Raw genomic sequence first — 23,989 nt, 5'->3', positions numbered from 1 at the left:
TAGGCGCTCTCGTCGAAGAGCAGGTCCTGGTCGAACGCGGTGACGGGGAAGGACAGCAGACCGTCCTTGAGACGTCCGGCAAGTTCTTGGGGCGTGTACTGGCTCACGTGATGACTTCCTCTGCTCTGGCTCTTCGGGCGGTGGATGGCTTTCGAGGTGGGGGCGCTCAAGCCCGAGGGCCCACCCTGACCTTGACGGCGTGCACGGGGCATCCGGCCTCGAGCAGCACCCGCTGGGACAGGGACCCCAGGAGAAGCTTGCCGACGGGAGATCTGCGGCGGAGGCCGATGACCACCATCTGGGCGCCCGGCTGGTACGACGCGTCGATGAGCGCATCGCCCAGGTCGTCGTCCTGACCCAGCGTGCGCAGCTCCAGGGTGACCCCGGACGCTTCGGCCTCGGCACGCAGGTCTGCCAGCACGTCCGAGTGCGGGACGGTGCCGTTCTCGGCCGGGACGAAGAGGGAGACGCCGGTGCGCCGGAGGACGGCTTCGGCGATGGCGGCACGGACCGCCGCCGATCCTTCAGGGGTGTTCGAGAAACCAACGGCGATGGTCATGGTCGACTTCCTTTCCCGGCCCGGGGAGGGCCGGAGCGCGGGACTCAGGAGATGGGCGTGAGGAGAGTGCCGCCGTCGAGAAAGCTGCGCAGATTGGCCAGCGTCAGCTCGGCCATGTCGCCCCTGGTCTCGACGGTTCCGCTGGCGAGGTGCGGCAGCAGGACCACGTTGTCCAGGTCCCGCAGGGCGGACGGCACGCGGGGCTCGTCGGCGAAGACGTCGAGCCCCGCGCCGCCGAGGCGTCCGCCCAGGAGCGCCGCCACCAGGGCGTCCTCGTCCACGACCGAGCCGCGGGCGATGTTGATCAGGTAGCCCTCGGGTCCGAGGTTCGCCAGGACGGACGCGCCGACCAGCCCCACGGAGGCGGGGCCCCCGGCCGCGGCCACGATCAGGACGTCGACCGCCCCGGCCAGTTCCTCCGCGGAGTCCTGGTAGGCGTAGGTGGTTCCCTCGACCGGTCGGCGGTTGTGGTAGTGGATCTCGCACCCGAAGCCCTCGAGCCGGCGGGCGATGGCGCCGCCGATGCGACCGAGCCCCAGGATGCCCACTCTTCTTCCGGAGGCGCGCACGGCCAGCGGGAAGTTGCCCTTGGTCTCCCAGTCCCCGCGCCGGACGTAGCGGTCGGCCGCGGAGATCCGCCGCAGCACGTCCAGGTAGAGGGCCAGCGCGGTGTCGGCGACGCAGTCCGTGAGCACGTCGGGGGTGTTGCTGATCGGGATCCCGCGCGTCGCGGCCTGGTCGACGTCGGTCGCGTCGTAGCCGACGCCGAAGTTGACGATCGCGTCGAGGTTGCCGAGCCGGTGCATCAGATCGGTGTCGACTCCGACCTTGCCGGAGCAGACGGCGATCCGGACCTCGTCCGCGTGCTCCGCCAGGAACACCTCGCGCTCCCCCGGGGCGTCGGGCAGGCGCGCCGCCCCGAACTCGGAGGCCAGCACGGCCTGGACCGTGGGATTGACGGGGCCCACCTGGAGGATCCCGGCGCCGGCGCTCTGGACGGTGGACTCGGCCGCAGCCGGAGCGAAGTTGGTCATGAGTGCAACGTAAGGAGCGCATCGAATGCCGTCCAACACATAGATTGCATGGATCAATACTGTTGAGGCATTGATCTGCCGTACGCCGCGGAATGTAGCGGAAGTCACATCCGGCGACCGCATCGAACTGCTCCTCCGCGGCCGTCCGGGGCGCCGTCACGGCCGTTCGGGTCCTTGACCGCCGTGTGGGCCGGTCCCACGCTGTCCATACGCCCGGCCGCCGGACAGCCCCCAAGGAGTCCGTCGAGGCCGGCAACCGCTCGATTCCCGTTCTCGGAGGACACCATGACGTTCGATCTGCCGCGCCCTGCCGCCACCACCATCGCGCCGAAGTCCGGCCGCCCCCGCCGACTGGTGTCCCTGTCGGCCGCCGCCCTCGGCACGGGGGTGCTGCTGAGCGGGTGCTCCGTCGCCAACTCCGAGAACGCCGCGGGATCCGGCGAAGCCTCGGACACCCTGCGCGTGGTCCTCCAGCAGGAGCCTCCGACGCTCGAGCCGTGCGAGGCGAACCTCACGAGCACGGGCGTGGTCGACCGTTCGACCATCACCGAGCCGCTCGTCGAGCGGAACCCGACCACGGGCGAGCTCGAGCCGAAGCTGGCCACCGAGTGGAGCTCCGAGGACGACCAGGCCTGGACCTTCACCCTCCAGGAAGGAGTCACCTTCCACGACGGGAGCGACTTCACCGCGGAGGACGCCGCGGCCACCATCGAGCGGGCCGTCAACTCCGACCTCGGCTGCAACGTCGAGGGCTACGTGTTCGGTGACGACGACCTCGACGTGGAGGTCGTGGACGACACCACCCTGACGGTCACCGCGCCGCAGGCCGATCCGATCCTGCCCCTGCGGCTGTCCTTCCTCGAGGTGGTGCCCAGTGAGACCTCCATGACCGAGAAGGTGCGCGAGCCGATCGGCACCGGTCCCTATCAGCTGGACTCGTGGCAGCCGGGCCAGAACATCACCGTCTCGGCCTACGACGGCTACTGGGGCGAACAGCCCGCCTATCAGAACGCCCGGTACGAGTGGCGGTCCGAGAGCAGCGTGCGCGCCGCGATGATCACCTCCGGCGAGGCCGACATCGCCACCGGGCTGAGCCCCGAGGACAACATCGGGGACCTCGGTGTCAGCTACCCCAACAACGAGACCATCGCCATCCGCATGCACGCCGACGAGGAACCCTTCAGCGACCAGCGGATCCGTGAGGCCGTCAACTACGCCATCGACAAGGAGGGCATCGTCGCCAGCCTCTACGGCGGACGCGACCAGGTGGCCGCGCAGCTCGTGCCGAAGGGGGTCGTCGGCCACAACGAGAGCCTCGAGGCGTGGCCCTACGACCCGGAGGAGGCCAAGAGCCTCGTCGCGGAGGCCAAGGCCGACGGCGTGAACACCGACGCCCCGATCAGCCTGGTGGTGCGTTCGGCACAGTTCCCGAAGATCGAGGAGCTGGGACAGGTGCTCCAGGAGCAGCTCAGCCAGGCCGGGCTCAACGTCAACCTCAAGATGCTCGAGACCAGCCAGCACCTCACCTACCAGGTCCGCCCGTTCGCCGAGGACGAGGGCAACATCGGCCTCCTGACGCAGCACGGCAACCAGGCCGGCGACGCCGCGTTCACCGTGGACCAGTACATGCTCTCCGACGGCGCCCAGAGCTCCTTCGGCACCCCGGAGCTGGACTCCATGATCAAGAAGGCAGGTGCCGCCACGGGCGAGGACCGGCAGGCCGCCTACGAGGAGATCTTCGAGTACCAGAACGAGAACGTCACGCAGTTCGCCCACATCGCGCACCAGACCGGCATGCTCGGCAAGTCCGCGGGCGTCGAGTACGAGCCCAACTCCTCGTCCGGCGACGAGCTGCGCCTCGCCGAGATGCGGCCCGCGCAGTAGCCGGCCGGAGCACGAGGACAGACGCCCGAGGACAGACACACGAGAACACAGGGGAAGTCATGCTGACCTATCTGCGCAAGAGGATCGTCTCCAGCGCCATCCCGCTGGCGGTCGTCATCGTCGGTGTCTTCGCGCTGGCCCGGCTCACCGGCAATCCGGCGAGCCTGTACCTGCCGCTGAACGCCACGCAGCAGATGCGTGACGACTTCGCGGCCCGCAACGGGCTGGACCAGCCGTTGCTGGTCCAGATGGCCGACTATTTCGGAGGGGTGCTGCAGCTCGACTTCGGCACCTCGCTCAGGACGGGGGAGTCCGCGGCGGCGATGGCGCTGCGGGCCTTCCCGGCCACCCTCCAGCTCGCCGCGATCACCATGGTCCTCGCCATCGTGCTCGCCGTACTGGTGGGCAGCTGGGCCGCCCTGAAGCCCAACGGCGTCGCGGACCGGATCTCCAGCTTCATCTCCATGGCCGCAGCCTCCATCCCGGACTTCTGGCTCGCGATCGTCGGCATCTGGATCTTCGCCATCACCCTGGGGTGGGTTCCCACCTCCGGCGTGGGTGGAGCCGCCGCCTGGGTGCTGCCCATCGCCACGCTGGTCATGCGGCCGTTCGGAGCGCTGGTCCAGGTGGTGCGCGGCGCCATGGTCTCCGCGCTCTCCGAGCCCTACATCAAGCTGGCCCGGAGCAAGGGCGCCTCCCAGTCCCGGGTGGTCACCCGCCACGCACTGCGCAACGCCGCGGCGCCCGCGCTGACCGTCGCCGGAGACCTCACCGTGGGCCTGATCAACGGCGCGGTGGTCGTCGAGACGATCTTCGGCTGGCCCGGCATCGGCAAGCTCATGATCGACTCGATCCTGCAGCGGGACTTCGCCGTCCTGCAGGCCTGTGTGCTGCTGACCGCCATCGCGATCTTCGTCCTGAACATCGTCATCGACCTGGCCTACGCGCTGCTGGACCCCCGCGTCCGGCCGGCCTCCCCTGGGCCGAAGACCTCCAGGAAGCCCTCCGCCCCCACCGAGCCGCCGGTTCCCGCCGCCGTGGTCCCGGGCGCCCTGACCACTGCCAAGGCATAGGAGAAACCCATGAGTCAGCTCACCCAGGACGGACGGGCGGCGGACGGACCGCTGGATCCCGCCGAGATCGCGCCCCCGGAGTCCGCGCCCGCGGCGCCCCAGGACAGGAGCTCGGGACACCCCAGCATGCTGCGCATGCTCCTGCGGGACAAGTTCGCCTGCACCGGTGCCGTCATCCTGGTCCTCGTTTTCCTGACGGCGATCTTCGGCCCGATGCTCATGGGCCCGCTGGACACCCGGCAGGACCTCATGTTCGCCAACAAGCCGCCGTTCGACCCCGCCAACGGCTGGGAGTACATCCTCGGCTCCGACTCGCTGGGGCGCTCCCTCCTGGCCCGCCTCGTCGTCGCCACCCGCACGACCCTGCTCGTGTCCGTGCCGGCGGTGCTGATCGCCATGCTCATCGGCTCCCTGTGGGGCGTGTGGGCCGGCTATCACCGGGGATGGCGGGAGAACGCCTCGATGCGGGTTGCCGACGTCATCATGAGCTTCCCCTCGCTGCTGCTCGCCGTCGTCGTGCTCTACGTCTTCAGCCCGTCGATCGCGAACATTGTGCTCATCCTGGCCATCACGCGCATCCCCATCTACCTGAGAACGGCACGTGCCGAGTCCGCCGAGCTCCAGAGCCGCACGTTCGTGGACGCCGCCAGGACCTTCGGGGCCCGGCCCAACACCATCATCCGCCGGCACGTGATCCCGGTGGTCATCCCCTCCATCCTGACGCTGGCCACGCTCGAGTTCTGCTACGTCATGCTCGCCGAGTCCTCGCTGAGCTTCCTCGGCATCGGCATCCAGCCGCCCGACGTCAGCTGGGGCCTGCTCGTGGCGCAGGGGCGCCAGTACCTGCAGACGGCCTGGTGGCTGTCCATCTTCCCCGGTGTGGCGATCGTGGTCACCGCGATCTCGGCGAACATGCTGGCCGCCTGGCTGCGGATCGCCACGGATCCCTCCCAGCGCTGGCGGCTCACCCTGGCCAAGCGCAAGAAGTTCCTCGTCCGGACCGATTCCCAGGAGTCCAAGTGATCACGAGCGCCCCCGTCGCCACCGAGCACCGTCCCGCCGTCGAGCACCCCGTGGTGCTCCGTGTCGACGGGCTCGACGTCGACATCCACACCCCTGCCGGCACGGTCCGCGCCGTCAGCGACGCCGGCTTCGAGGTCCGGGCCGGCCGGACCCGCGCGCTGCTCGGGGAGTCGGGCTGCGGGAAGTCCATGACGGCCAAGGCCGTCGTCGGCCTCCTGGACCCCGTGGCCCACGTGGCCGGTGGCAGCATCCAGCTGAACGGCAAGGAACTGACCACCATGTCCCCGAAGCAGCGCCGCAAGGTCGCCGGAGCGGAGCTGGGCATCGTCTTCCAGGACGCGCTCACGGCCCTGAACCCGGTGTACCCGGTGGGGGTCCAGATCGGCGAGTCCTTCCGCATCCACCGCGGTCTCTCGGCGGCGCAGGCCCGGGAGGAGGCCATCGCGCTCATGCGCCGCGTGGGCATCCCCGAGGCCGAGCACCGGGTGGACGCCTATCCGCACCAGTTCTCCGGCGGGATGCGCCAGCGCATCCTCATCGCCGCCGCCGTGGCGCTCGGGCCGCGCGTGCTCATCGCCGACGAGCCCACGACCGCGCTGGACGTCACGGTCCAGGCCCAGATCATGGAGCTGCTGCGGTTGCTGCGCGAGGAGGAGGAGATGGCTGTCGTGCTCATCACCCACGACCTCGCCGTCGTCGCCGAGGAGGCCGACGACGTCACCGTGATGTACGCGGGCACCGTTGCCGAGAGCGGGCCCGTGGACGAGGTGTTCACCCGCCCCCGCCACCCCTACACCAAGGGTCTGCTCGAGTCGGTGCCGGTGGACGGGGAGCGCGGCGCCGCCCTGGCCTCGATCCCGGGCAGCCCGCCCGAGCTGAAGAACATCCCCCCCGGCTGCGTCTACCAGGACCGCTGCCCGCTGGTCTCCGCCCGCTGCCGCGCCGAACGCCCCGCCCTGCGCGAGGTCGCCCCGGGCCACCGGGCGGCCTGCCACTACTCCGAGCTGCTCGCCACCGACACCGTTTCCGAGGGGATCGAGTCATGACCGCACTGCTGGATCGACCGCACTCCGACCACGGCGCCGCCCTGGAGGTCCGGGACGTCACCAAGACCTTCCACGTGGCCCGGAGCGCCTCCGGCCACAACCGTCTGCGCGCCCTCGACGGGATCGACCTGACCGTCGGCCGCGGCGAGACCCTGGGGCTCGTGGGCGAGTCCGGCTGCGGGAAGTCCACGCTCGCCCGGACCCTCATGCTGCTGGAGCGCCCCGACTCCGGGACCGTGTCCTTCGAGGGACAGGACCCCTTCGCACTGAAGGGCAAGGAACTCCTGGCCTGGCGGCGGCGCGTGCAGATGGTCTTCCAGGACCCCTTCGCCTCGCTGAACTCCCGGATGACGGCCGCGGAGATCATCTCCGAGCCGTGGACCACCCACCGGGACCTCTACCGCTCCGCCCGGGAGCGCTCCGCCCGGCTGCACGAGCTGCTCCAGCTGGTGGGTCTCCGGCCCTCCGACGCCAAGAAGTCTCCCCAGGAGTTCTCCGGGGGGCAGCGGCAGCGCATCGGCATCGCCCGGGCGCTGGCGCTGAACCCGGAACTGATCATCCTCGACGAGCCCGTCTCCGCGCTGGACCTCTCCGTCCAGGCCCAGGTGCTGAACCTGCTCAACGACCTGCAGCAGAAGCTCGGCGTCAGCTACCTCTTCATCTCCCACGACCTGTCCGTGGTCCGTCACGTGACGGACCGCGTGGCGGTGATGTACCTGGGCCGGATCGTCGAGACGGGCCGCACCGCGGACGTGTTCGAGCGCCCTCTGCACCCGTACACGGCCGCGCTGATGTCGGCCTCGCCGAAGCTGGATCCGGCGCAGCGTCCGGCGGAACGGATCGTCCTGCGCGGAGAGCTACCCTCACCGCTGGACCCGCCCTCCGGGTGCCGCTTCCGGACCCGGTGCTGGCAGGCCCAGGACGTCTGCGCCACGGACGCACCGCCCCTGCAGGACGCCTCCTCGTCGGGCCGCACGGCCCTGCCGATGCCGGGCCTGCGCGGCGACGTGGTGCACACGGCGGAGTGCTACTTCCCGATGGACGAGCCGGTCGCGGCCGGCTCCACCGCGCTGTCCGCCCGGGAATGAGTCTCGGCGTCTTCGCCGTCCTGGCGGCGACGTTCTTCGTCGCCGCCGCGCTGCAGGGGTCGATCGGGTTCGGCCTGGGGCTGGTGGCCGCCCCGGTCATCGCCCTGGTCGACCCCGCGCTGCTGCCCGCGCTCGTGATCATGCTGGCCACACTCGTGACGCTCCTGGTGGTGGTCCGCGAGCGCTCGGACCTGGACGTGCGCGGCGCCGGGTGGGCGCTGTCGGGGCGGATCCCCGGCAGCGTGCTCGGGGCCTGGCTAGTGGTCGTCATGCCGGCCACCGCCCTGGCGTGGCTCGTGGCCGGCAGCGTCCTGGTGGGTGTGGGCTCCGCGTTCCTGGGCTGGCGGCCCGGACCGCGCCGGCGGAACCTGGTGATGGCCGGAGCACTGTCCGGGGTGATGGGCACGGCGACGTCGATCGGCGGGGCGCCCATGGCGATCGTCTGGCAGGGACAGCCGCCCGCCCGCCTGCGGGGCACCATGAGCGCGTTCTTCCTCGTGGGATCGCTGGTGTCCATCGGACTGCTGACGGTGGCGGGGGCGGTCACCCCGGCCGTGCTGGCCGCGGTGCTCGGGCTCAGCCCCGCGGTGGTCGCCGGCTTCGTGCTCTCCCGGTGGGTGAACCGGCTGCTGGACGCCGCCCGGCTGCGGCTCCTGGCCCTGACGGCCTCGGCCGGCGGCGCGCTGCTGCTGGTGACCCGGCTACTGGTGGAGTGACCGTACGGGCGGGGTCCCGCGGCGCACCACGTTGCGGAGCTCCTCGCCGCGGGCGAGCCGGACGACGTTGTCGGCGATGTCGTCGGCGCGGCCCTCGAACGTGCTGCGGGCGTGCCCGGAGTGGTGCGGTGTGAGCAGCACGTTGTCCAGCTCCGCGAACGGCAGGTCGGCCGGTGGAGTGCGGTCCGGGGCAGGGGCGCCCCACCAGACGTCGATGGCGGCGCCGGCGATGTCCCCCCGGACCAGCGCCCGGTACAGGGCGTCCTGGTCCACCACCGGACCGCGCGCGACGTTGACGAGTACCGCCGTCGGGCGCATCGCGGCGAGCTCCGCCGCACCGATCATGCCCTCGGTGGCGGGCGAGAGCGGGACGGTGACGACGACGACGTCGGACTCCGCCAGCAGCCGGGGGAGGTCGGCCGGTCCGCCGACCCAGCGCGGGTGCACGCCGTCGGGCACCGGGGCGTCCGGGCGGTGCCGGACCGCGACCGTGGACATGCCGACGGCCTCGGCCAGGCGGACGGTCTCGAGACCGATGCTGCCGAGTCCGAGGACGCCGAGGGTCATCGTGTCCAGCGTCGGGTGCAGCGGGACGTCCGGGTCCGTCGCGATGGTGCGCCACGTGCCCGCCCGCAGCTCGCGGTCGGACGGGAGCAGCCGCCGTGAGAGCGCCAGCACGGACATGAGCACGTGCTCGGCGATGGGGCGGGCGTGGTGGAAGGTGTTGGCCACCGACGCCTGCGCGGGCAGGGCCTGGACGGCGACGCGGTCCAGGCCGGCGCCGGTCACCTGCACCAGGCGGACCGCCAGCGCGGACGCCGCCTCCGCGGCCTCCAGACGGGAGCACACGAGGACATCGGCGCCGGCGACGGCCGCGGCCCTGTCGGCAGCGGAGGCGTCGGCCAGGAACCGCCACCGGTGCTCCGGGGCGGCCGCGGTGAGACGCTCCGCGAAGCGGCTGATGATCGGGTCCGTGACGACGACGTCCAGCACGCCGGGGGCCGGCGCGGTCACCACCGGGGGCTCGCGAGTTCGTAGCCGGGCTGGACGCGGCGCATGTAGCCGGTGTCGTCGCGTTCGCGGAGACCGCAGTCGAGGTACTGGCGGTGCAGGCGTCCGAGGCCGTCCGGGTCGATCTCGACACCGAGTCCCGGGCCCGTCGGCACAGCAACCGCACCGTGTGCGACGGACAGCACGCCCGGCTGGACGACGTCCTCGTCGGGGTCCTTCCACGGCCAGTGCGTGTCGCACGCGTAGTCCAGGTTCGGGGTGGCGGCGGCGAGATGGACCATGGCCGCGAGGCTGACCCCCAGGTGGGAGTTCGAGTGCATCGACAGGCCCAGCCCGAAGGTCTCGGCGATCCCGGCGAGAGTCTGCGAACGGCGCAGACCGCCCCAGAAGTGGTGGTCGGAGAGCACGACGTCCACGGCACCGGCGGCGAGGGCGGGCGGCAGGTCCGCGAAGCTCACCACGCACATGTTGGTGGCCAGCGGCAGGTTCACCCGGTTCCGGACGGCGGCCATGCCCTGGATGCCGGGCGTCGGGTCCTCGAGGTACTCGAGGACCCCCTCCAGCCGGCGCCCGATGCGCACCGAGGTCTCGACCGTCCACGCGCCGTTGGGATCGATGCGCAGGGGCAGTGCGGGGAACTCCGCGCGCAGCGCCTCGACCGCCTCCGCCTCGGCGTCGGGCTCCACGACCCCGCCCTTGAGCTTGAGGGCCGTGAATCCGTAGTCGTCCACCATCCGGCGGGCCTGCGCCACGATGCCGTCCGGGTCGAGCGCCTCCCCCCAGGAGTCCTCGGCTCCGTCCGGGTGCCCGGCCCACTTGTAGAAGAGGTAGCCGCTGAACGGCACGGCGTTCCGGACCCGTCCGCCGAGGAGCTCGCTGACGGGCACCCCCAGGATCCGGCCCTGGATGTCCAGTGCCGCCACGTCGAAGGGCGAGAGCACACGGTCGGCGGTGGAGGATCCCGTGACCATCCCGCTCATGCCGTGGCCGCCCGCGACGGTGTCCGCGGCGAGAGCACGGGTCACCCGGGCTCGCAGGTCGTTGGTGTTGAAGGGGTCCGCGCCCACGACGGCCTCGGCCGCCAGGCGCAGGCGCTGCAGGTGCCCCGCGTCCCCGTAGGTCTCGCCCAGCCCCGTGACGCCGGCGTCGGTGGACACCTGCAGGACCGCCCGCAGCGCGAACGGTTCGTGCACGCCCACGGTGTTCAGCAGGGGCGGGTCGGTGAACGCCACAGGCGTCACGGTCACCCCCGTGATGACCGTCTGCCGGGAGTGGAGGGAGGGCTCCGCGACGTCGCGGTCTGCGTGAATGAAGGGCATCTCGGGTGGTCCTCTCCTGGGACGGCCGTGGAGACGGGCCGTCGGTCCTCTCCACGCTAGAGAGGCCCGGCCATGCCTGTCCAAGCTAAAATAGGCACTCAATCATTCAAGGAGTGGATTGATGTATTCCCTGATCCAGCTCGAGTCCTTCGTGGCCGTGGCCGAGGAGCTCCACTTCGGCGCCGCGGCGGCGCGGTTGAACATGACGCAGCCTCCGCTGAGCCGGCAGATCCAGCTGCTGGAGCGCGAGCTCGACGCCCAGCTCTTCAAGCGCAGCAGCCGGAAGGTCCAGCTCACGGAGGCCGGTCAGACGCTGCTGCCGAGCGCCCGGCAGATCCTGGACCTGTGCGCCAAGACCGAGCTGGACGTCCGGCGGGTGGCCACGGGGGACGCCGGCTCCATCGTGATCGGCTACACCGCCATCGCCGGTCAGTCCAGCCTGCCGGGCATCCTGCGGCTCGCGCGGCAGCACATGGAAGGCGTGCACCTGGTGCTGCGGGAAGCCGTCTCCGTGGACCAGATGGACGCCCTCTCACGGGGCACCATCGACATCGGCCTCCTGCGGCCGATCGTCAACCGCTCCGGAGTGGTGACCCGGCCCCACATGGAGGACCGGCTCGTGGCTGCGCTCCCCGACGGGCACCTCCTCGCCACCGGTCACGGCGTGCGGATGCGTCAGCTCGACGGCCTGCCCCTGATGATGTACTCGACCTCCGAGGCCCGGTACTTCCACGACCTGGTCATGCGACTGTACGAGAGCGCCGGAGCACATCCTGTGGTCACCCAGCTCGCCAGCCAGGTCCCCGCCCTGCTCGCGTTCGTGGCGGCCGGCCTGGGCGTGAGCCTGGTGCCCGCCTCGGCCATGGACTTCTCTCCCCCGGGGGTGGTCTTCGAGGAGCTGGCCGGTCCTGCCGGCCTGGCGGACCTGAACCGCGCCGATCTGCACGTGGCGTGGAACGAGACCAGCAACAACCGCGCGGTGGCCCGTCTGCTGAGCCTCATCCTGGACGACGACGAGGCGGTCCGGGCCCTGGTCGATGACGACGGCCCCGGCGACGCCCCCATTCCCTGACCGATGATCCACCGATCCACCGATCCACCGATCCAGGCACCGGCGAGGAGCCCCATGCACCGCATCCCCGAAGAGGTCGACACCCCGGACGTCCTGATCGACCGGGACGTGCTCGAGCGCAACATCGCGCGGATGGCCGCGGCCGTGCGCGAGCGGGGCCTGCTGCTGCGCCCGCACGCCAAGACGCACAAGGTCCCGGAGATCGCGGCGCTGCAGCTCGCCGCCGGCGCGGCCGGGCTGACCGTGGCCACGCTCGGGGAGGCCGAGGTCTTCGCCGCGCACGGGGCCGAGGACCTCTTCATCGCGTACCCGCTGTGGGTCGGCCCGCGCCAGGCGGAGCGCCTGCGCCGGCTGTGCGCCGCGGCCCGGATCAGCGTGGGGGTGGACTCCGCCGAGGCCGCCGCCGTCATGGGCGAGCAGCTGGGGGACGCGGCGGGGGACGTCGCCGTGGTCGTGGAGATCGACAGCGGCCACCACCGCAGCGGGGTCCGCCCGGAGGCCGCCGCGGACGTCGCTCGGGCCGCGGCCCGGGCCGGGCTGCGCGTCGAGGGCGTCTTCACCTTCCCGGGCCACAGCTACGCCCCGGGCATGCCGGTCGAGGCGGCCGCGCAGGAGCAGCAGGCCCTGGACCGGGCGGCCGGGCAGCTGGCGGCCGCGGGCTTCGAGGTGCTGCGCCGCAGCGGCGGCTCCACGCCCAGTGCGCTGCTGACCGACAGCGCCACGGCCACGGAGGTGCGGCCGGGGGTCTACGTCTTCGGCGACGCCCAGCAGCTGGAGCTCGGCCGGTGCGCCCTCGAGGACACCGCCCTCACCGTGGCCGCGACCGTGGTCAGCCGGCACGAGGGCGGGAACGGGGTGCCGCGGCGGACCGTCCTGGACGCCGGCAGCAAGGTCCTCGGCAGCGACCGGCCCGCCTGGGCCACCGGCTGCGGGCGGTTGATGGACCACCCGGACGCCCGGATCACGGCCCTGTCCGAGCACCACGCCACCGTCGTCTGGCCGGAGGACGCCCCGTTGCCCACCCTCGGCGAGCGCCTGCGCGTCATCCCCAACCACGTGTGCCTGACCATGAACCTCGTCGACGACGTGGCCGTGGTGCGCGACGGCGCCCTGCTGGAGCGCTGGACCGTGGCCGCGCGGGGCCGCAACTCCTGACCCCGTAGCCCGCCGGGCGATCCGGGTCCGGCGGCTCAGCTCGGGGGCGGCGGAGCGGGCGCGCCCTTCGGCGGCGCGATCTTGGGGAACGAGCGGGCGGCCCCCGGGGCCGCCGCGTCCTCGGTCTCCGGGGCGCCCGCGGTCCCGGGCCAGGCACGGCCGGCGGCCGGGTCCCAGCGGGTGTCGACCACCTTGCGCTGGACCACGATCGCCAGCACCAGCACCCCGAGCCCGATCAGGGAGATGACCACGATGCCGCCGACGGACCCGATCTTGGCGGCGGAGCCCACGGCGATCCCGAACCAGCCGAAGTCGGCGTCGCCGAAGGTGGTGTTCTCCTCCCCGAAGGCGCCCAGGACGGAGAGCAGGAACGCGGGCAGGAACGTGATGATCAGGCCGTTGACGAAGCCGCCGGCGAGGGCCCCGCGACGCCCTCCGGTCGCGTTGCCGTAGACGCCGGCCGCGCCGCCGGTGAAGAAGTGGGGCACCAGCCCCGGCAGGATCAGGGCGAGGCCGATGGCGGGGTTGAGCCAGACGGAGAGGACGAGCAGCCCGATCAGGCCTCCCACGAAGCTGGAGATGAAGCCCAGCAGCACGGCGTTCTGCGCGTAGGGGAAGACGATCGGGGCGTCGAGGGCCGGGATGGCGCCGGGGACGACCTTGGCGGCGATGCCCTGGAAGGCCGGGACGAGCTCGCCCAGGATGGTGCGCACGCCGAAGAGGATGACCGCCACGGCCACGCCGAACTGCAGGCCCTGGGTGATCGACATCATGATGTAGTTGCCGATCCCGGTGGCGCCGCCCTCGAACGCGGTGAAGGCCTCCTCGGTCCCGGCCCGGGCGAGGAAGAGCACGGCGAGGACCACGTACATCAGGGCCATGGACAGGGCGGTGGCCACCATGGAGTCGCGGAGGAAGCGCAGTCCCTCCGGCAGCTTCGTGTCCTCGGTGGACCGGCTCTTCTTCCCCACGACCTGGCCCACGGCGCCGGCGGCGATGTAGCCGGCGGTGCCGAAGTGGCCGATGGCGACGCTGTCGTCGCCGGTGATCCTGCGGGTCCACGGGTGGGCGAGCGCCGGGAGGGAGACCATGAGGATGCCGAGGAGCACGGCGCCGAGCAGCACGGTCACCCAGCTGTCGTACCCGGCGGTGGCGAGGATGATGGTCAGCATCGTGGCCATGAACAGCACGTGGTGGCCGGTGAGGAAGACGTAGCGCAGCGGGGTGAAGCGGGCGAGCACCAGGCTCACGGCGAAGCCGAGGATCATCAGCCACGCGACCTGGGCCCCGTACTCGGCCTGCGCGATCCCGGCGATGGCCTCGTTGGTGGGGATCACGCCCTGGGCCCCGGTGGCGCCCAGGATCATGGCGCCCAGGGGTTCCAGGGAGGCGACGACGAGGGTGGCCCCGGCGCCGATCAGCAGGAAGCCGAGGGTCGCCTTGATCGCGCCGCCGACGATCTGGCCGGTGCTCTTGCGCAGGGCGGCCAGGCCCACGGCGGTGATGATGCCGATGAGGAACGCCGGGACGGCGAGGATCTCGCTGACCAGGAACTCGGGGATGCTGACGAGCCAGTTCACGGGAACACCTGCTTCTAGACGTCGTAGAGCTCACGCAGGGCGGCGTCGAGCTCGGTGGTGCTGGTGAAGTTCTCGATCACCTTCACGGGGACGCCGACGTCCCCGAGGGTGCGGGCGATCTCCCCGGAGGTGAGGATCAGGTCGGCCTCCTTGGCCTTGCCGCGGGCCGAGATGGTGTCGGTCGCCTCGACCGTGAGGTACTTGCTCCACCCCCAGTGGTCGAGCACCTGCTCCAGAGTGTTCTTGAGGAACAGGCTGGTGCCGAGCCCGTTGCCGCAGACGGTGAGGATCTTGTTCCGGCTGTCCGCGGACGCCTCCGCCGCTGTCGTCGTCGCCGGCTCCGCGGCCGGCGCCTCGTCCGTCGTCGGCGGTCTCCCGGACGGCGCCGGGGCCTCCTCCGTCAGCACGGCGAGCACCTCCTCCGGGGTCCTCGCCTCGTCCAGGGCGGTCCGCGTCCTCGGCGAGCCCAGCAGCGTGGCCAGCGTCCGCATGGCCTGGAGGTGCTCCTTCTGGTCCTTCGCGGAGAGGGCGACGACGAGGGTCACGGGGTCGTTCGCCGCGTGCCCGAACTCCACCGGCCGGGCCAGCCGGACCCAGGACATCGCGGTGCGGTGGACCGCCTCCGAGGGCCGGGCGTGGGCGAAGGCGAAGCCCGGCGCCACCACGATGTACGGGCCGTTCTCCTCGACGCTGGTGATCATGGCTTCTGTGTACGCGCTGCTGGTGGCGCCCCGGCGCTCGAGGAGCTCACCGGCCAGCGCGATGGCGGTCCGCCAGTCGTCCGCCGCGGCGTCGAGGCGGATCGAGGCGGGGGTCAACAACCGGGTGATCTCGGACATACCGGCCAGTCTAGGCGGAGGTGCCGTCCCGACGTGCGGCGCGGATCTGGCAGGCTGGCACCAGCACCTGCCCCGCCGGCAGGAGATCACTGCACCAGATCACCGGACTGTCGGGGAGGACCGAGATGAGCCAGCGCTCCGTGCCCGCGCACGCCCTGCCGTGGGTCGTCGTCGGCATCGTGCTCGTCGCGCTGAGCCTGCGCGGGCCGATCATCGCCCCGACCCCCGTGATCACCCAGCTCCAGTCCGACCTCGGGCTCTCGGCGGCGACCGCGGGCCTGCTCACGGGCCTGCCGGTGCTGCTGTTCGCCCTGGCCACCCCGCTGGCGTCGAAGCTCATCGGGCGCGCCGGCCCGGAGGCCGCAGTCCTGGTGTGCCTGACGGGCGTGCTGGCCGGGACCGTGGTCCGCTCGGCCGGTCCCGCCCCGGTGGTCCTGGCCGGCACCGTGGTCATCGGCGCCGCGATCGCCGTCGGCAACATCGTGGTCCCGGTGATCATCCGCCGCGACGTCCCCTGGCGTCGGATCCCCGTGGTGACCGCCGCCTACACCGCCGCCCTCAACGTGGGGTCGATGATCACCGCCCTGGGCACCGCCCCGCTCGCCGCGGTGGTCGGCTGGCGCTGGGCGCTGGCCTCCTGGGGCGTGCTGACGCTGGCGGCCCTGGTGTTCTGGCTGGTCGTGGGCCGCCGCCGGGCCGGCACACCGCACACCACCCCCGCCCCCGCCGAACCCGACACGGCCACCGGGGCGCTGCGGCAGGCCCGGGGCACCACGCAGATCCGGCGCATCGGCTGGTGGCTGACCCTCGCCTTCTGCGGGCAGGCCATCTCCTACTACTCCGTCACCGCGTGGCTGCCCACCCTGCTGGCCGACACCCGTGGGCTGAGCCTGGCGGCCTCCGGGGCCGGAGCCTCGCTGTTCCAGGTCGCCGCCATCGCCGGGGCCCTCGGGGTGCCCCTCCTGGCCGCCCGCGCCCCGGCGTGGGCGCCGGTGGCCGTCATCGGGGCGCTGTGGATCACCCTTCCCGTCGGGCTGCTGATCGCCCCCGAGGGCTACCTCGTGTGGTCCGCCGTCGGGGGCGTCGCCCAGGGCGGGGGGTTCACCACGATCTTCTCGATCGTCGCGCGCATCGTGCGGACCGACGCCGAGGCCGCGGCGACCTCCGCCCGCATCCAGGGCAGCGGCTACCTGGCCGCGACGGTCGGCCCGCCGCTGATCGGGGCGCTGAACTCCGGCACCGGGGGGTGGACCGTCCCGTTGCTGGTCGTGCTGGGCGCCACCGTGCTGTTCCTGATCGGGGGGCTCCTGGCGGTCGCTGAGACCCGACGCCGCCGATAGGCCCCCCCCCGAGCAGCCCGCCGCCGGGCACCGAGGACCGCGGGACGCCGCGGCGGCACGGCCGCGCCACCGAACACGCGGCCCCGGCGATCCAATTAGGACAGAGAAGTGTCAGCTAATCCGCGGACGGACTGCTACAGTCGAGCCACGAACCACTGAGGGTACCCTTACCCCGACCGCTCGACCGAAGGCTCCGCCCATGCTCCGTGGCACGACGCCCCCCGCCGGCACGCCCGTTCCCCTGCCCCGGGACGAGGCAGGGAGCGCCGCACGGGGCCTCGAGGGCGACTTCGCGCTCGCGGGGCGCCACGGGATCCTCCTCGCCCGCCGGGACCGGGAGCTGCCCGCCGGACGGATCACGGACGGCGGCGTGGATCCGGTCCTGGCCCGCCTGGACGAGGTCACCCGCGCGGCGGCCGGCACGCGGGCCGGCGGGGAGACCCGGCCGGTGCTGTGCGGCACCATCCCCTTCGACCCGGACGAGCCGGCCGACCTGTTCCTCGCCGAGCGGCCCGTGTGGGCGCCCCGCCCGGCGCCCACGGCCCCGGTGCCCCTGGCGCGGCAGCTCGTGCCCGCCGCCCCGGCACCGGACCCCGACCACCACGAGGCGCTCGCCGAGGCCCTGGACCGCATCGGCCGCGGCGCCGCCCCGCACCTGGTGCTGGCCCGCGCCCTGGACCTGGAGCTCCCCGTACCCGCGGGCCTGGACCGGCTGTGGGACGAGCTGGTGGCCCGCGCCCCCGGCGGCCACGCCTTCCTGGTGCGCCCCCGGGACGGCGGCACGGTCCTCGGTGCGGGCCCGGAGCTGACGGCCGAGGTGCGTCCGACCGGCTTCGCCTCCCACCCCCACACCGGCTGCGCCGCGCGCCACCCCACGGTCGCGGGCGACGCGGCCGCCCAGCAGTCCCTGCTGCGCTCCCCCTCCGCCCGGCGGCGGCACCAGCACGTCGTCGAGCACCTGGCCCGCCGCCTGGCACCGCACGCCGCGTCCCTGCACGTGCCCGGGCAGCCCAGCGTGCCGGGCACCGACGCCGCCTGGCACCTGGCGACCCGTCTCACCGGCAGGCTGCACCGGGGCACCAGCGCGCTGCACGCCGCGGTGGCGCTGCACCGTGCGGCCGCCGGCGCCCCGGACCGGGAGACCCTGTCCCTGATCCGTGAGCTGGAGCCGCGGCCCCGCGGGGTCTTCGGGGGTCTGGTGGGCTGGACCGACGCCGCCGGGCACGGCCAGTGGGTGCCGGTCCTGCGCAGCGTCCACCTGCACGGCACGCGCGCCCGGCTGCACGCCGCCGCGGAGCTGGACGCCGCCTCCACCGTGGACGGTGCGCTGGCGGAGACGGCGGCGAACTTCGGCACGGTGCGGGCGGCGCTCGCGGCCGCCGGCACGCCGGCGCGGACCGGCGCGCTCCCGTACGCCGCCTGACCCGTCACGCCCGGGGAGCGGCACCGGCCCCCGACACCGGGGGCCGGCGGTCAGTCGAGCTCCACCACGGTGACCGGCAGGGGCAGGGACTCGGCGGTGAAGGTTGTCTGCTCCGAGAAGGGCACCCCCGCCTCGTCCCGGCCGAAGCACAGGGCGAGCACCTCCCCCGGCTCGGTGCCGGCCATGAGGGTCCAGTGCTGGCCGACCGCGTCCACGGCGTGGGCCTGGTGGTCGAGGTCCGCCTCGCCCTCGACGTCGGCGAAGCGGACCCGGTAGGCCTCCACCTCCTCGGGGGTCTGGAGCACCCCGGCGGAGACGACCGCCTCCTCGTCGCCCGTGACGGCCGGGGCCACCGGATAGGCGATGCGGAACGGCGGCTCGAGGACCTCCAGCAACTCCCGGGCGGGCGTGGCGTCGTCGCCGCGCAGCCACAGCCGGCCCGTGCCGTCGACGAAGCCCGTGTACTCCTCGTCGTTGGGGTAGAAGCAGAGGAACCCCGAGCCCGGGATGCGCGCGGCCAGCCCGGTGAGGTCCGCGGCGTGCTCCACGGTCAGAAAGCGGGTGAGGGGCTCCAGCAACAGGGGTTCCACGGGTGATGTCTCCTAGCGGGGCGGCGGGGCGGTGGGACGACGACGGGGCGGTCGCGCCCGGACGCTCTACGCTACGCCGCCGCCGCCCGGTCGTGGGACGACCCCGCTCGGCGCGGCCCGGGAGCCGTGGTGGAGGCGGAGAGCCGCGCCCGGAGGAAGCGGCACGAGGCGGACGCGGCCTACGGCAGCACCGGCATCAGCAGTCCCAGGAGCACCAGTCCTGCCCCGCAGACCGCCAGTGCCCAGACCGGGCGGTGCGGGGTGCTCAGCCTCCACTGCTCGGGGTGCCGGGAGTGGAACCAGACGACCACCTCGGCCCCGGGAGCAGGGACGGGCACCGGCGGGTGGTGCCAGGGCTCCTCGTGGATCTCGTAGCGCGTGGTGTGCCAGCGCAGGCGGTGTGCCCCGTCCCGGAGGACGTGGATCGCCTCGGTCCGGTGCCACCGGACGTGCAGGCAGCGGATGATCACGGCCGCCGCCACCAGGGCCAGACCGGCGTTGGTCGCGGCGGCGCTGAGCACCTCGAGCAGGGCCGCTCCACTGAGTCCGGTCACGGCCCGAGCCTACTGGCGGGTCGCGCCGGTTCTCCTGCGCCTCTCATCTTTCCCAGCCTTCTCCCGGCTGGGATTGCTAGATTTCCTGGTTCCTGCGGCCCTGTTGCTGGGCCGCCCTGTGCACGAGTGAGATACGGAGATCATGAGCGCCCACTGCGACGCGCCCTGTGACAGACCCCGGCCTTCGGGCCGTGCAGATGTGACGAGGTGGTGGGGCTGATGGAAGTCCTGTCGATCCTCCTCGGGGTGGCCCTGATTGCCGCCTGCGGGGCCTTTGTGGCCGCCGAGTTCTCGCTGATCACCGTCAACCGCAACGACGTCGAGGCCGCCGCGGCCACGGGTGACCGCCGTTCGGGCGGGGTGCTGCGGGCGATGAAGACCCTGTCCACGCAGCTCTCCGGGGCGCAGCTGGGCATCACCGTGACGAACCTGGGCATCGGATTCCTGGCCGAGCCGGCCATCGCCGCCCTGATCGTGGGCCCGCTCACCGACGCCAGGCTGTCCCCGGTGGCGGCCCGCTCCACCTCCATCGTGCTGGCGCTGGTGCTGGCGACCGGCCTGACCATGATCTTCGGGGAGCTGGTGCCCAAGAACCTGGCCATCTCCAAGCCGCTGGCCACCGCGCGTGCGGTGAGTGGGTTCCAGCGCGGTTTCACCAGAGCCCTGGCCTGGCCGATCCGGCTGTTCAACGGCAACGCCAACCGCATCGTGCGCGCCCTCGGGGTGGAGCCGCAGGAGGAGCTGGCCTCGACCCGCTCCCCCGAGGAGCTCGCCGGGCTGGTGCGCCACTCCGCCGAGCGGGGGGCGCTGGCCGCGGCCACCGCCGAGCTGGTCGAGCGCTCCTTCGCCTTCGGCGACCGCCGCGCCCACGACGTGATGACCCCCCGGGGCCAGATGACCACCCTGGCCCCGGACGCGTCCGTGCACGAGCTGCTGGCCGCGGCCAAGGCCTCGGGGCACTCCCGCTTCCCCGTCCTCGACGCGGACGAGGGCGCGGTCCTGGGCCAGGTGCACGTGCGCCACGGCCTGGCCGTGCCCTACCGCGAGCGGAACGCCGTCACCGTGGGAGCGGTCATGGACGAGGTGACCTTCGTCCCGGACACGGTGGAGCTGGACGAGCTGATGGACACCCTGCGCGCCGGGGGCCTGCAGATGGCGGTGCTGATCGACGAGTTCGGCGACACCGCCGGGCTGGTCACCCTGGAGGACCTGGTCGAGGAGCTCGTCGGAGAGGTGCGCGACGAGCACGACCCCGAGCCTGCGGCGGTCACGGTGGAGCCGGACGGTTCCTGGGACCTCTCCGCGGCGCTGCGCCCGGACGAGGCGGCCGAGCACCTCGGCGCGTCGGTCCCCGAGCACGAGGACTACGAGACGCTCGCCGGGCTCGTGACCCTGCACCTTGGCCGCCTGGCCGAGGTCGGGGACCGGGTCACGGTGGCGGCCGCCCCCGCGCCCGGTGAACCGGAGGCCACGATCACCTTCGAGGTCACCGCGCTGGACGTCCACCGCATCACCGCGGTGCATGCCCGCGTCCACCGCCCCGGTGACGGGACGGCAGCCGAGGACGGCGCGGAGAACCGCGCCGTGGAAGTGCCCGCCCACCAGAAGGAGTCCGTCCGATGAGCGAGGTCACCGGTCTGATCCTGACCGTGGTGCTCCTGGGCGCCAACGCGTTCTTCGTCGGCACGGAGTTCGCCCTGATCTCCGCCCGCCGCACCATCATCGAGCCCAGGGCGCTGTCCGGGTCCTGGGCCGCGAAGGTGACCCTGGGGGCCATGGAGAACGTCTCACTGATGATGGCCGGCGCGCAGCTGGGCATCACCATCTGCTCCCTGGCCCTGGGCTACATCAGCGAACCGGCCATCGCCCACCTGCTGGAGGTGCCCTTCGCCACGATCGGCGTCCCGGAGGCCTTCGTGCACCCGATCGCCTTCGCGATCGCCCTGTCCCTGGTGACCTACCTGCACGTGGTGTTCGGGGAGATGGTGCCCAAGAACATCGCCCTGGCCGGCCCGGAGCGCATGGCCGTGGTCCTGGCCCCCGTCCTGGTGGGCATCGTCACCGCCCTGCGCCCGCTGCTGTGGCTGCTCAACGGTGTCGCCAACGTGATCCTGCGGTTGCTGAAGGTGGAGCCCAAGGACGAGGTCACCTCGGTGTTCACCCGTGACGAGGTCGCGGCCCTGGTCGAGGAGTCCCGCCACGGCGGTCTGCTGGAGGCCAACGACGAGCGGCTGCTGCTCGGGGCCCTGACCTTCGAGCAGCGCAGCGTGACCGGGATCGTGATCCCGCTGGACGGGGTCACCACCCTGCCCGCCGGGGTCACCCCCGCCCAGGCCGAGACGGTGGCCGCCGGAGGGTTCTCCCGATTCCCCATCTTCGACGTCTTCGAGGAGCTCGCCGGGTACGTGCACATCAAGGACCTGATCGAGATCGACGAGGACGCCCGGGACACCCCGATCGACCCGTCCCTGATCCGCGCGCTGCCCACGATCGACCGGGACATGCCCCTGCGCCGGGCCCTGGCCCTGATGCAGAACTCCGGGGCCCACCTCGGCCTCGTGCTCGACGAGCGCGGCAGGACCGAGGGCATCGTCACCCTGGAGGACATGCTCGAGGAGCTCGTCGGGCAGATCCGCGACGACAGCCGCAAGCTCAGGACCGTCTGAGCCTGCGGGCGGAGGCACCAGGCCCACGCGCAGTCCCTGAGAGGCCGGCGGCGGGCCCGGAGGTCGCCGGCGCCCGGCGGGCTCAGCCGGTGGGGCGACGGCGGGGCAGGCGAATCCGGAAGCTGGCGCCGCGGCCGGGGCCGTCGCTGGTGACCTCCAGGGTTCCGCCCTGGGCCTCGACCAGGGCCCTGCTGATCGCCAGGCCCAGCCCCGAGCCTCCGCGGTGGGCCTCCCGGCCGGTGTTCGCGCGGTAGAAGCGCTCGAAGACGTGCGGGAGGCTCTCCGCGCTGATGCCCTCCCCGGTGTCGGTGACGGTGTAGGTGACCGCCTCGGCAGTGTGGTCGGTGCGCAGGACGATGACGCCCCCGGTCGGGGTGTGGCGCAGGGCGTTCTCCAGCAGGTTGCTCAGCACCTGGCCCATCCGCTCCGGATCCAGCGGCACCGTGGCGGTCTCCGGGCCGGTGCTCACCGAGGTGATCGACACGCCTCTGCCGGCGGCGTCGGGCTCGAGGGCCGCGACCGCCTGGTCCGCCAGGTGCCGGGGGTCCTGGAGGGCGAGCTGCAGCCGGGTCATGCCCTCTTCGGCGGCGGTGAGCTGGCGGATGTCACGGGTCAGGCGCTCCAGGCGGGTGATCTGGGCGTGGAGGATCCCGGTGGTGTGCTCGTCGAGGGCGACCACCCCGTCCTCGACGCCTTCCAGATGGCCCTTGAGGCTGGCCAGCGGGGTGCGCATCTCGTGCGCCAGATCGGCGAGCATCCGGCGCCGTGTGGCGTCCACCGCACTGAGCCTGGCCGCCATCTCGTTGAAGGAGCCGGCCAGGGCGTCGAACTCCGGCCCCAGCTCGGCGGAGGTGACGCGCACGTCGTAGTTGCCCGCGGCCACTTCTCCGGCCGCGGTACGAAAGGAGGCCAGGGACCGCCCCACGGTGCGGTAGAGGTAGAGGCTGAGCAGTCCGGCGATGCAGAGGGCCGGGATCCCGCCGATGGCCAGGGCCATCAGACTCACCGAGCGGAAGGCGTCCTCCAGATGATCCAGTCCGTCGGCCTCGTCGTAGTGACCGGCGTCGATGAGCTCTTCGTGAAACATGTCCGGCCCGACCAGGACCGCGGTGATCATCACGATGACCAGCCCGCTGAGCAGCACCGAGGTCTGTGCCAGCATCAACCGCACGGTCAGCGATCCCCAGGACCGGATCCGGGACGGGGCGGTGGTGCTCATCGTCCGGTCCCCATCCGGTAGCCGACGCCGCGGATGGTCTGGATGAACTTCGGGCCGGCGGCCTCGTCGCCGAGCTTCTTGCGGATCCGCCCGATGTGCACGTCCACCAGGTGCGCGTCACCGGTCCAGCCGGTGTCCCAGACCATCTCCACCAGCTGCCGGCGCGAGAGCACCAGGTGCGGGTGGGCCGCCAGCGCGGCCAGCAGATCGAACTCGATCCGGGTCAGCCCCACCGGATCCCCGCCCACGCGGACCTCCCGGGCGGCCTCGTCCACCACCAGGTCCCCGACCACGAGCTCCCGGTCCGGCCCCGCCGGACCGGGTGTGGGGCCGGTGCGGGCCCGGCGCAGCATCGCCTGGATGCGGGCCACGAGCTCGCGCGGGCTGAACGGCTTGGTCACGTAGTCGTCGGCTCCCACCGACAGGCCCACGATCTTGTCGATCTCGTCGTCGCGGGCGGTGAGCATCAGGACGTGGCAGTCGGAGAAGGTCCGCACCTGACGGCACACCTCGATCCCGTCGATCCCCGGCAGCCCCAGATCCAGCACGAGGACGTGCGGCGCGAAGTCCCGCACCGCGGCCACCGCGTCGGTGCCGTCGTTCCGTACCGCGACGTCGAGTCCCGCCGTGCGCAGATATCCGGCGATGAGCTGCGCCAGGCCGACCTCGTCGTCGACCACCAGCACACGACCCGCATGAGGTGAGGACATCGTGGCTCCTTCGTCAGCGGCGCCCGCTCAGGACCCGGCGGCGGGGCTCGGGTCCACTGCGTGGCGCAGAGAGCCGGCGCCCGGAGTG

The 23,989-nt window shown here is 72.6% G+C and carries 22 protein-coding genes and 1 pseudogene; 12 read left to right on the top strand and 11 right to left on the bottom strand.

The genetic code is table 11. The features are described 5' to 3' along the window. From RF647_RS12355 to RF647_RS12345, 3 genes and pseudogenes are all read right to left on the bottom strand, one after another. Positions 1–107, bottom strand: a pseudogene (locus RF647_RS12355) (5-dehydro-4-deoxyglucarate dehydratase); the annotation flags it as partial. 59 nt (positions 108–166) lie between these two features. Next, positions 167–559, bottom strand: a complete 393-nt coding sequence (locus RF647_RS12350) for a universal stress protein (RefSeq protein ID WP_368811954.1) — start codon at positions 557–559, stop codon at positions 167–169. 44 nt (positions 560–603) lie between these two features. After that, positions 604–1,593, bottom strand: coding sequence for a 2-hydroxyacid dehydrogenase (locus RF647_RS12345; protein ID WP_368811953.1), 990 nt, complete (start codon positions 1,591–1,593; stop codon positions 604–606). 285 nt (positions 1,594–1,878) lie between these two features. Here RF647_RS12345 and RF647_RS12340 point away from each other — a divergent pair, with 285 nt between their 5' ends. Genes RF647_RS12340 through RF647_RS12315 form a run of 6 tightly spaced genes read left to right on the top strand, consistent with a single transcriptional unit; the run spans position 1,879 to position 8,423 of the window. Then, complete coding sequence (locus RF647_RS12340; protein WP_284563112.1) at positions 1,879–3,477, top strand: ABC transporter substrate-binding protein; 1,599 nt, start codon at positions 1,879–1,881, stop codon at positions 3,475–3,477. A gap of 59 nt (positions 3,478–3,536) precedes the next feature. Further along, the gene (locus RF647_RS12335; RefSeq protein ID WP_368811952.1) at positions 3,537–4,550 is read left to right on the top strand and encodes an ABC transporter permease; all 1,014 of its coding nucleotides are present in this window, start codon (positions 3,537–3,539) and stop codon (positions 4,548–4,550) included. Between the two features lie 9 nt (positions 4,551–4,559). Then, complete coding sequence (locus tag RF647_RS12330) at positions 4,560–5,573, top strand: ABC transporter permease (RefSeq protein WP_368811951.1); 1,014 nt, start codon at positions 4,560–4,562, stop codon at positions 5,571–5,573. Then, a complete protein-coding gene (locus tag RF647_RS12325; protein WP_368811950.1) occupies positions 5,570–6,619 on the top strand; it encodes an ABC transporter ATP-binding protein in 1,050 nt (349 codons plus the stop codon). The genes RF647_RS12330 and RF647_RS12325 overlap by 4 nt, the downstream gene beginning before the upstream one ends. Continuing rightward, entirely contained in the window at positions 6,616–7,707 is a 1,092-nt protein-coding gene (locus tag RF647_RS12320; protein ID WP_368811949.1) for an ABC transporter ATP-binding protein, read from the top strand. The genes RF647_RS12325 and RF647_RS12320 overlap by 4 nt, the downstream gene beginning before the upstream one ends. Then, a complete protein-coding gene (locus tag RF647_RS12315; protein ID WP_368811948.1) occupies positions 7,704–8,423 on the top strand; it encodes a sulfite exporter TauE/SafE family protein in 720 nt (239 codons plus the stop codon). Before RF647_RS12320 ends, RF647_RS12315 begins: the two co-directional genes overlap by 4 nt. Here the strand turns inward: RF647_RS12315 and RF647_RS12310 are convergent. Next, positions 8,409–9,437, bottom strand: a complete 1,029-nt coding sequence (locus tag RF647_RS12310) for a 2-hydroxyacid dehydrogenase (protein WP_368811947.1) — start codon at positions 9,435–9,437, stop codon at positions 8,409–8,411. The two genes, RF647_RS12315 and RF647_RS12310, sit on opposite strands and share 15 nt — an antisense overlap. After that, positions 9,434–10,753, bottom strand: a complete 1,320-nt coding sequence (locus RF647_RS12305) for a glucarate dehydratase family protein (RefSeq protein WP_368811946.1) — start codon at positions 10,751–10,753, stop codon at positions 9,434–9,436. Before RF647_RS12305 ends, RF647_RS12310 begins: the two co-directional genes overlap by 4 nt. A 121-nt stretch (positions 10,754–10,874) precedes the next feature. Here RF647_RS12305 and RF647_RS12300 point away from each other — a divergent pair, with 121 nt between their 5' ends. After that, positions 10,875–11,825: a LysR family transcriptional regulator gene (locus tag RF647_RS12300; protein ID WP_368811945.1), complete on the top strand. Its 951-nt coding sequence runs from the start codon at positions 10,875–10,877 to the stop codon at positions 11,823–11,825. Between the two features lie 54 nt (positions 11,826–11,879). Beyond that, entirely contained in the window at positions 11,880–12,980 is a 1,101-nt protein-coding gene (locus RF647_RS12295) for an alanine racemase (protein ID WP_368811944.1), read from the top strand. Positions 12,981–13,015: 35 nt separating this feature from the next. Here RF647_RS12295 and RF647_RS12290 read toward each other — a convergent pair whose 3' ends face one another. Together RF647_RS12290 and RF647_RS12285 are read right to left on the bottom strand one after the other, a co-directional pair. After that, positions 13,016–14,560, bottom strand: a complete 1,545-nt coding sequence (locus RF647_RS12290; protein WP_368811943.1) for a PTS ascorbate transporter subunit IIC — start codon at positions 14,558–14,560, stop codon at positions 13,016–13,018. A 14-nt stretch (positions 14,561–14,574) separates the two neighbouring features. Then, the gene (locus RF647_RS12285) at positions 14,575–15,399 is read right to left on the bottom strand and encodes a PTS sugar transporter subunit IIA (protein WP_368811942.1); all 825 of its coding nucleotides are present in this window, start codon (positions 15,397–15,399) and stop codon (positions 14,575–14,577) included. A 125-nt stretch (positions 15,400–15,524) separates the two neighbouring features. Here RF647_RS12285 and RF647_RS12280 point away from each other — a divergent pair, with 125 nt between their 5' ends. Both RF647_RS12280 and RF647_RS12275 read left to right on the top strand, forming a co-directional pair. Beyond that, positions 15,525–16,739 (top strand): MFS transporter, encoded by a 1,215-nt coding sequence (locus RF647_RS12280; RefSeq protein WP_368811941.1) that lies wholly within the window; start codon positions 15,525–15,527, stop codon positions 16,737–16,739. Between the two features lie 199 nt (positions 16,740–16,938). Next, positions 16,939–18,162 carry a chorismate-binding protein gene (locus tag RF647_RS12275; RefSeq protein WP_368811940.1) on the top strand — a complete coding sequence of 408 codons (1,224 nt, stop codon included), beginning with the start codon at positions 16,939–16,941 and terminating at the stop codon, positions 18,160–18,162. A gap of 50 nt (positions 18,163–18,212) precedes the next feature. Here the strand turns inward: RF647_RS12275 and RF647_RS12270 are convergent, their stop codons facing one another. Both RF647_RS12270 and RF647_RS12265 read right to left on the bottom strand, forming a co-directional pair. Continuing rightward, positions 18,213–18,752 (bottom strand): hypothetical protein, encoded by a 540-nt coding sequence (locus RF647_RS12270; RefSeq protein ID WP_368811939.1) that lies wholly within the window; start codon positions 18,750–18,752, stop codon positions 18,213–18,215. Positions 18,753–18,931: 179 nt separating this feature from the next. Then, positions 18,932–19,306, bottom strand: coding sequence for a hypothetical protein (locus RF647_RS12265; RefSeq protein WP_368811938.1), 375 nt, complete (start codon positions 19,304–19,306; stop codon positions 18,932–18,934). Between the two features lie 219 nt (positions 19,307–19,525). Between RF647_RS12265 and RF647_RS12260 the strand changes: the two genes are divergently transcribed. Both RF647_RS12260 and RF647_RS12255 read left to right on the top strand, forming a co-directional pair. Then, the gene (locus RF647_RS12260; protein ID WP_368811937.1) at positions 19,526–20,929 is read left to right on the top strand and encodes a hemolysin family protein; all 1,404 of its coding nucleotides are present in this window, start codon (positions 19,526–19,528) and stop codon (positions 20,927–20,929) included. Further along, positions 20,926–21,972 (top strand): hemolysin family protein, encoded by a 1,047-nt coding sequence (locus tag RF647_RS12255; protein WP_368811936.1) that lies wholly within the window; start codon positions 20,926–20,928, stop codon positions 21,970–21,972. The genes RF647_RS12260 and RF647_RS12255 overlap by 4 nt, the downstream gene beginning before the upstream one ends. An 82-nt stretch (positions 21,973–22,054) precedes the next feature. Here the strand turns inward: RF647_RS12255 and RF647_RS12250 are convergent, their stop codons facing one another. Both RF647_RS12250 and RF647_RS12245 read right to left on the bottom strand, forming a co-directional pair. Continuing rightward, the gene (locus tag RF647_RS12250) at positions 22,055–23,191 is read right to left on the bottom strand and encodes a sensor histidine kinase (protein ID WP_368811935.1); all 1,137 of its coding nucleotides are present in this window, start codon (positions 23,189–23,191) and stop codon (positions 22,055–22,057) included. Beyond that, positions 23,188–23,901, bottom strand: a complete 714-nt coding sequence (locus tag RF647_RS12245) for a response regulator (RefSeq protein WP_368811934.1) — start codon at positions 23,899–23,901, stop codon at positions 23,188–23,190. Before RF647_RS12245 ends, RF647_RS12250 begins: the two co-directional genes overlap by 4 nt. Positions 23,902–23,989: the final 88 nt, after the last annotated feature.

This window comes from Kocuria sp. CPCC 205263 (genome assembly GCF_040981075.1).
Lineage (GTDB): Bacteria > Actinomycetota > Actinomycetes > Actinomycetales > Micrococcaceae > Kocuria > Kocuria rosea.
This window is presented reverse-complemented; position numbering and strand designations above follow the sequence as displayed.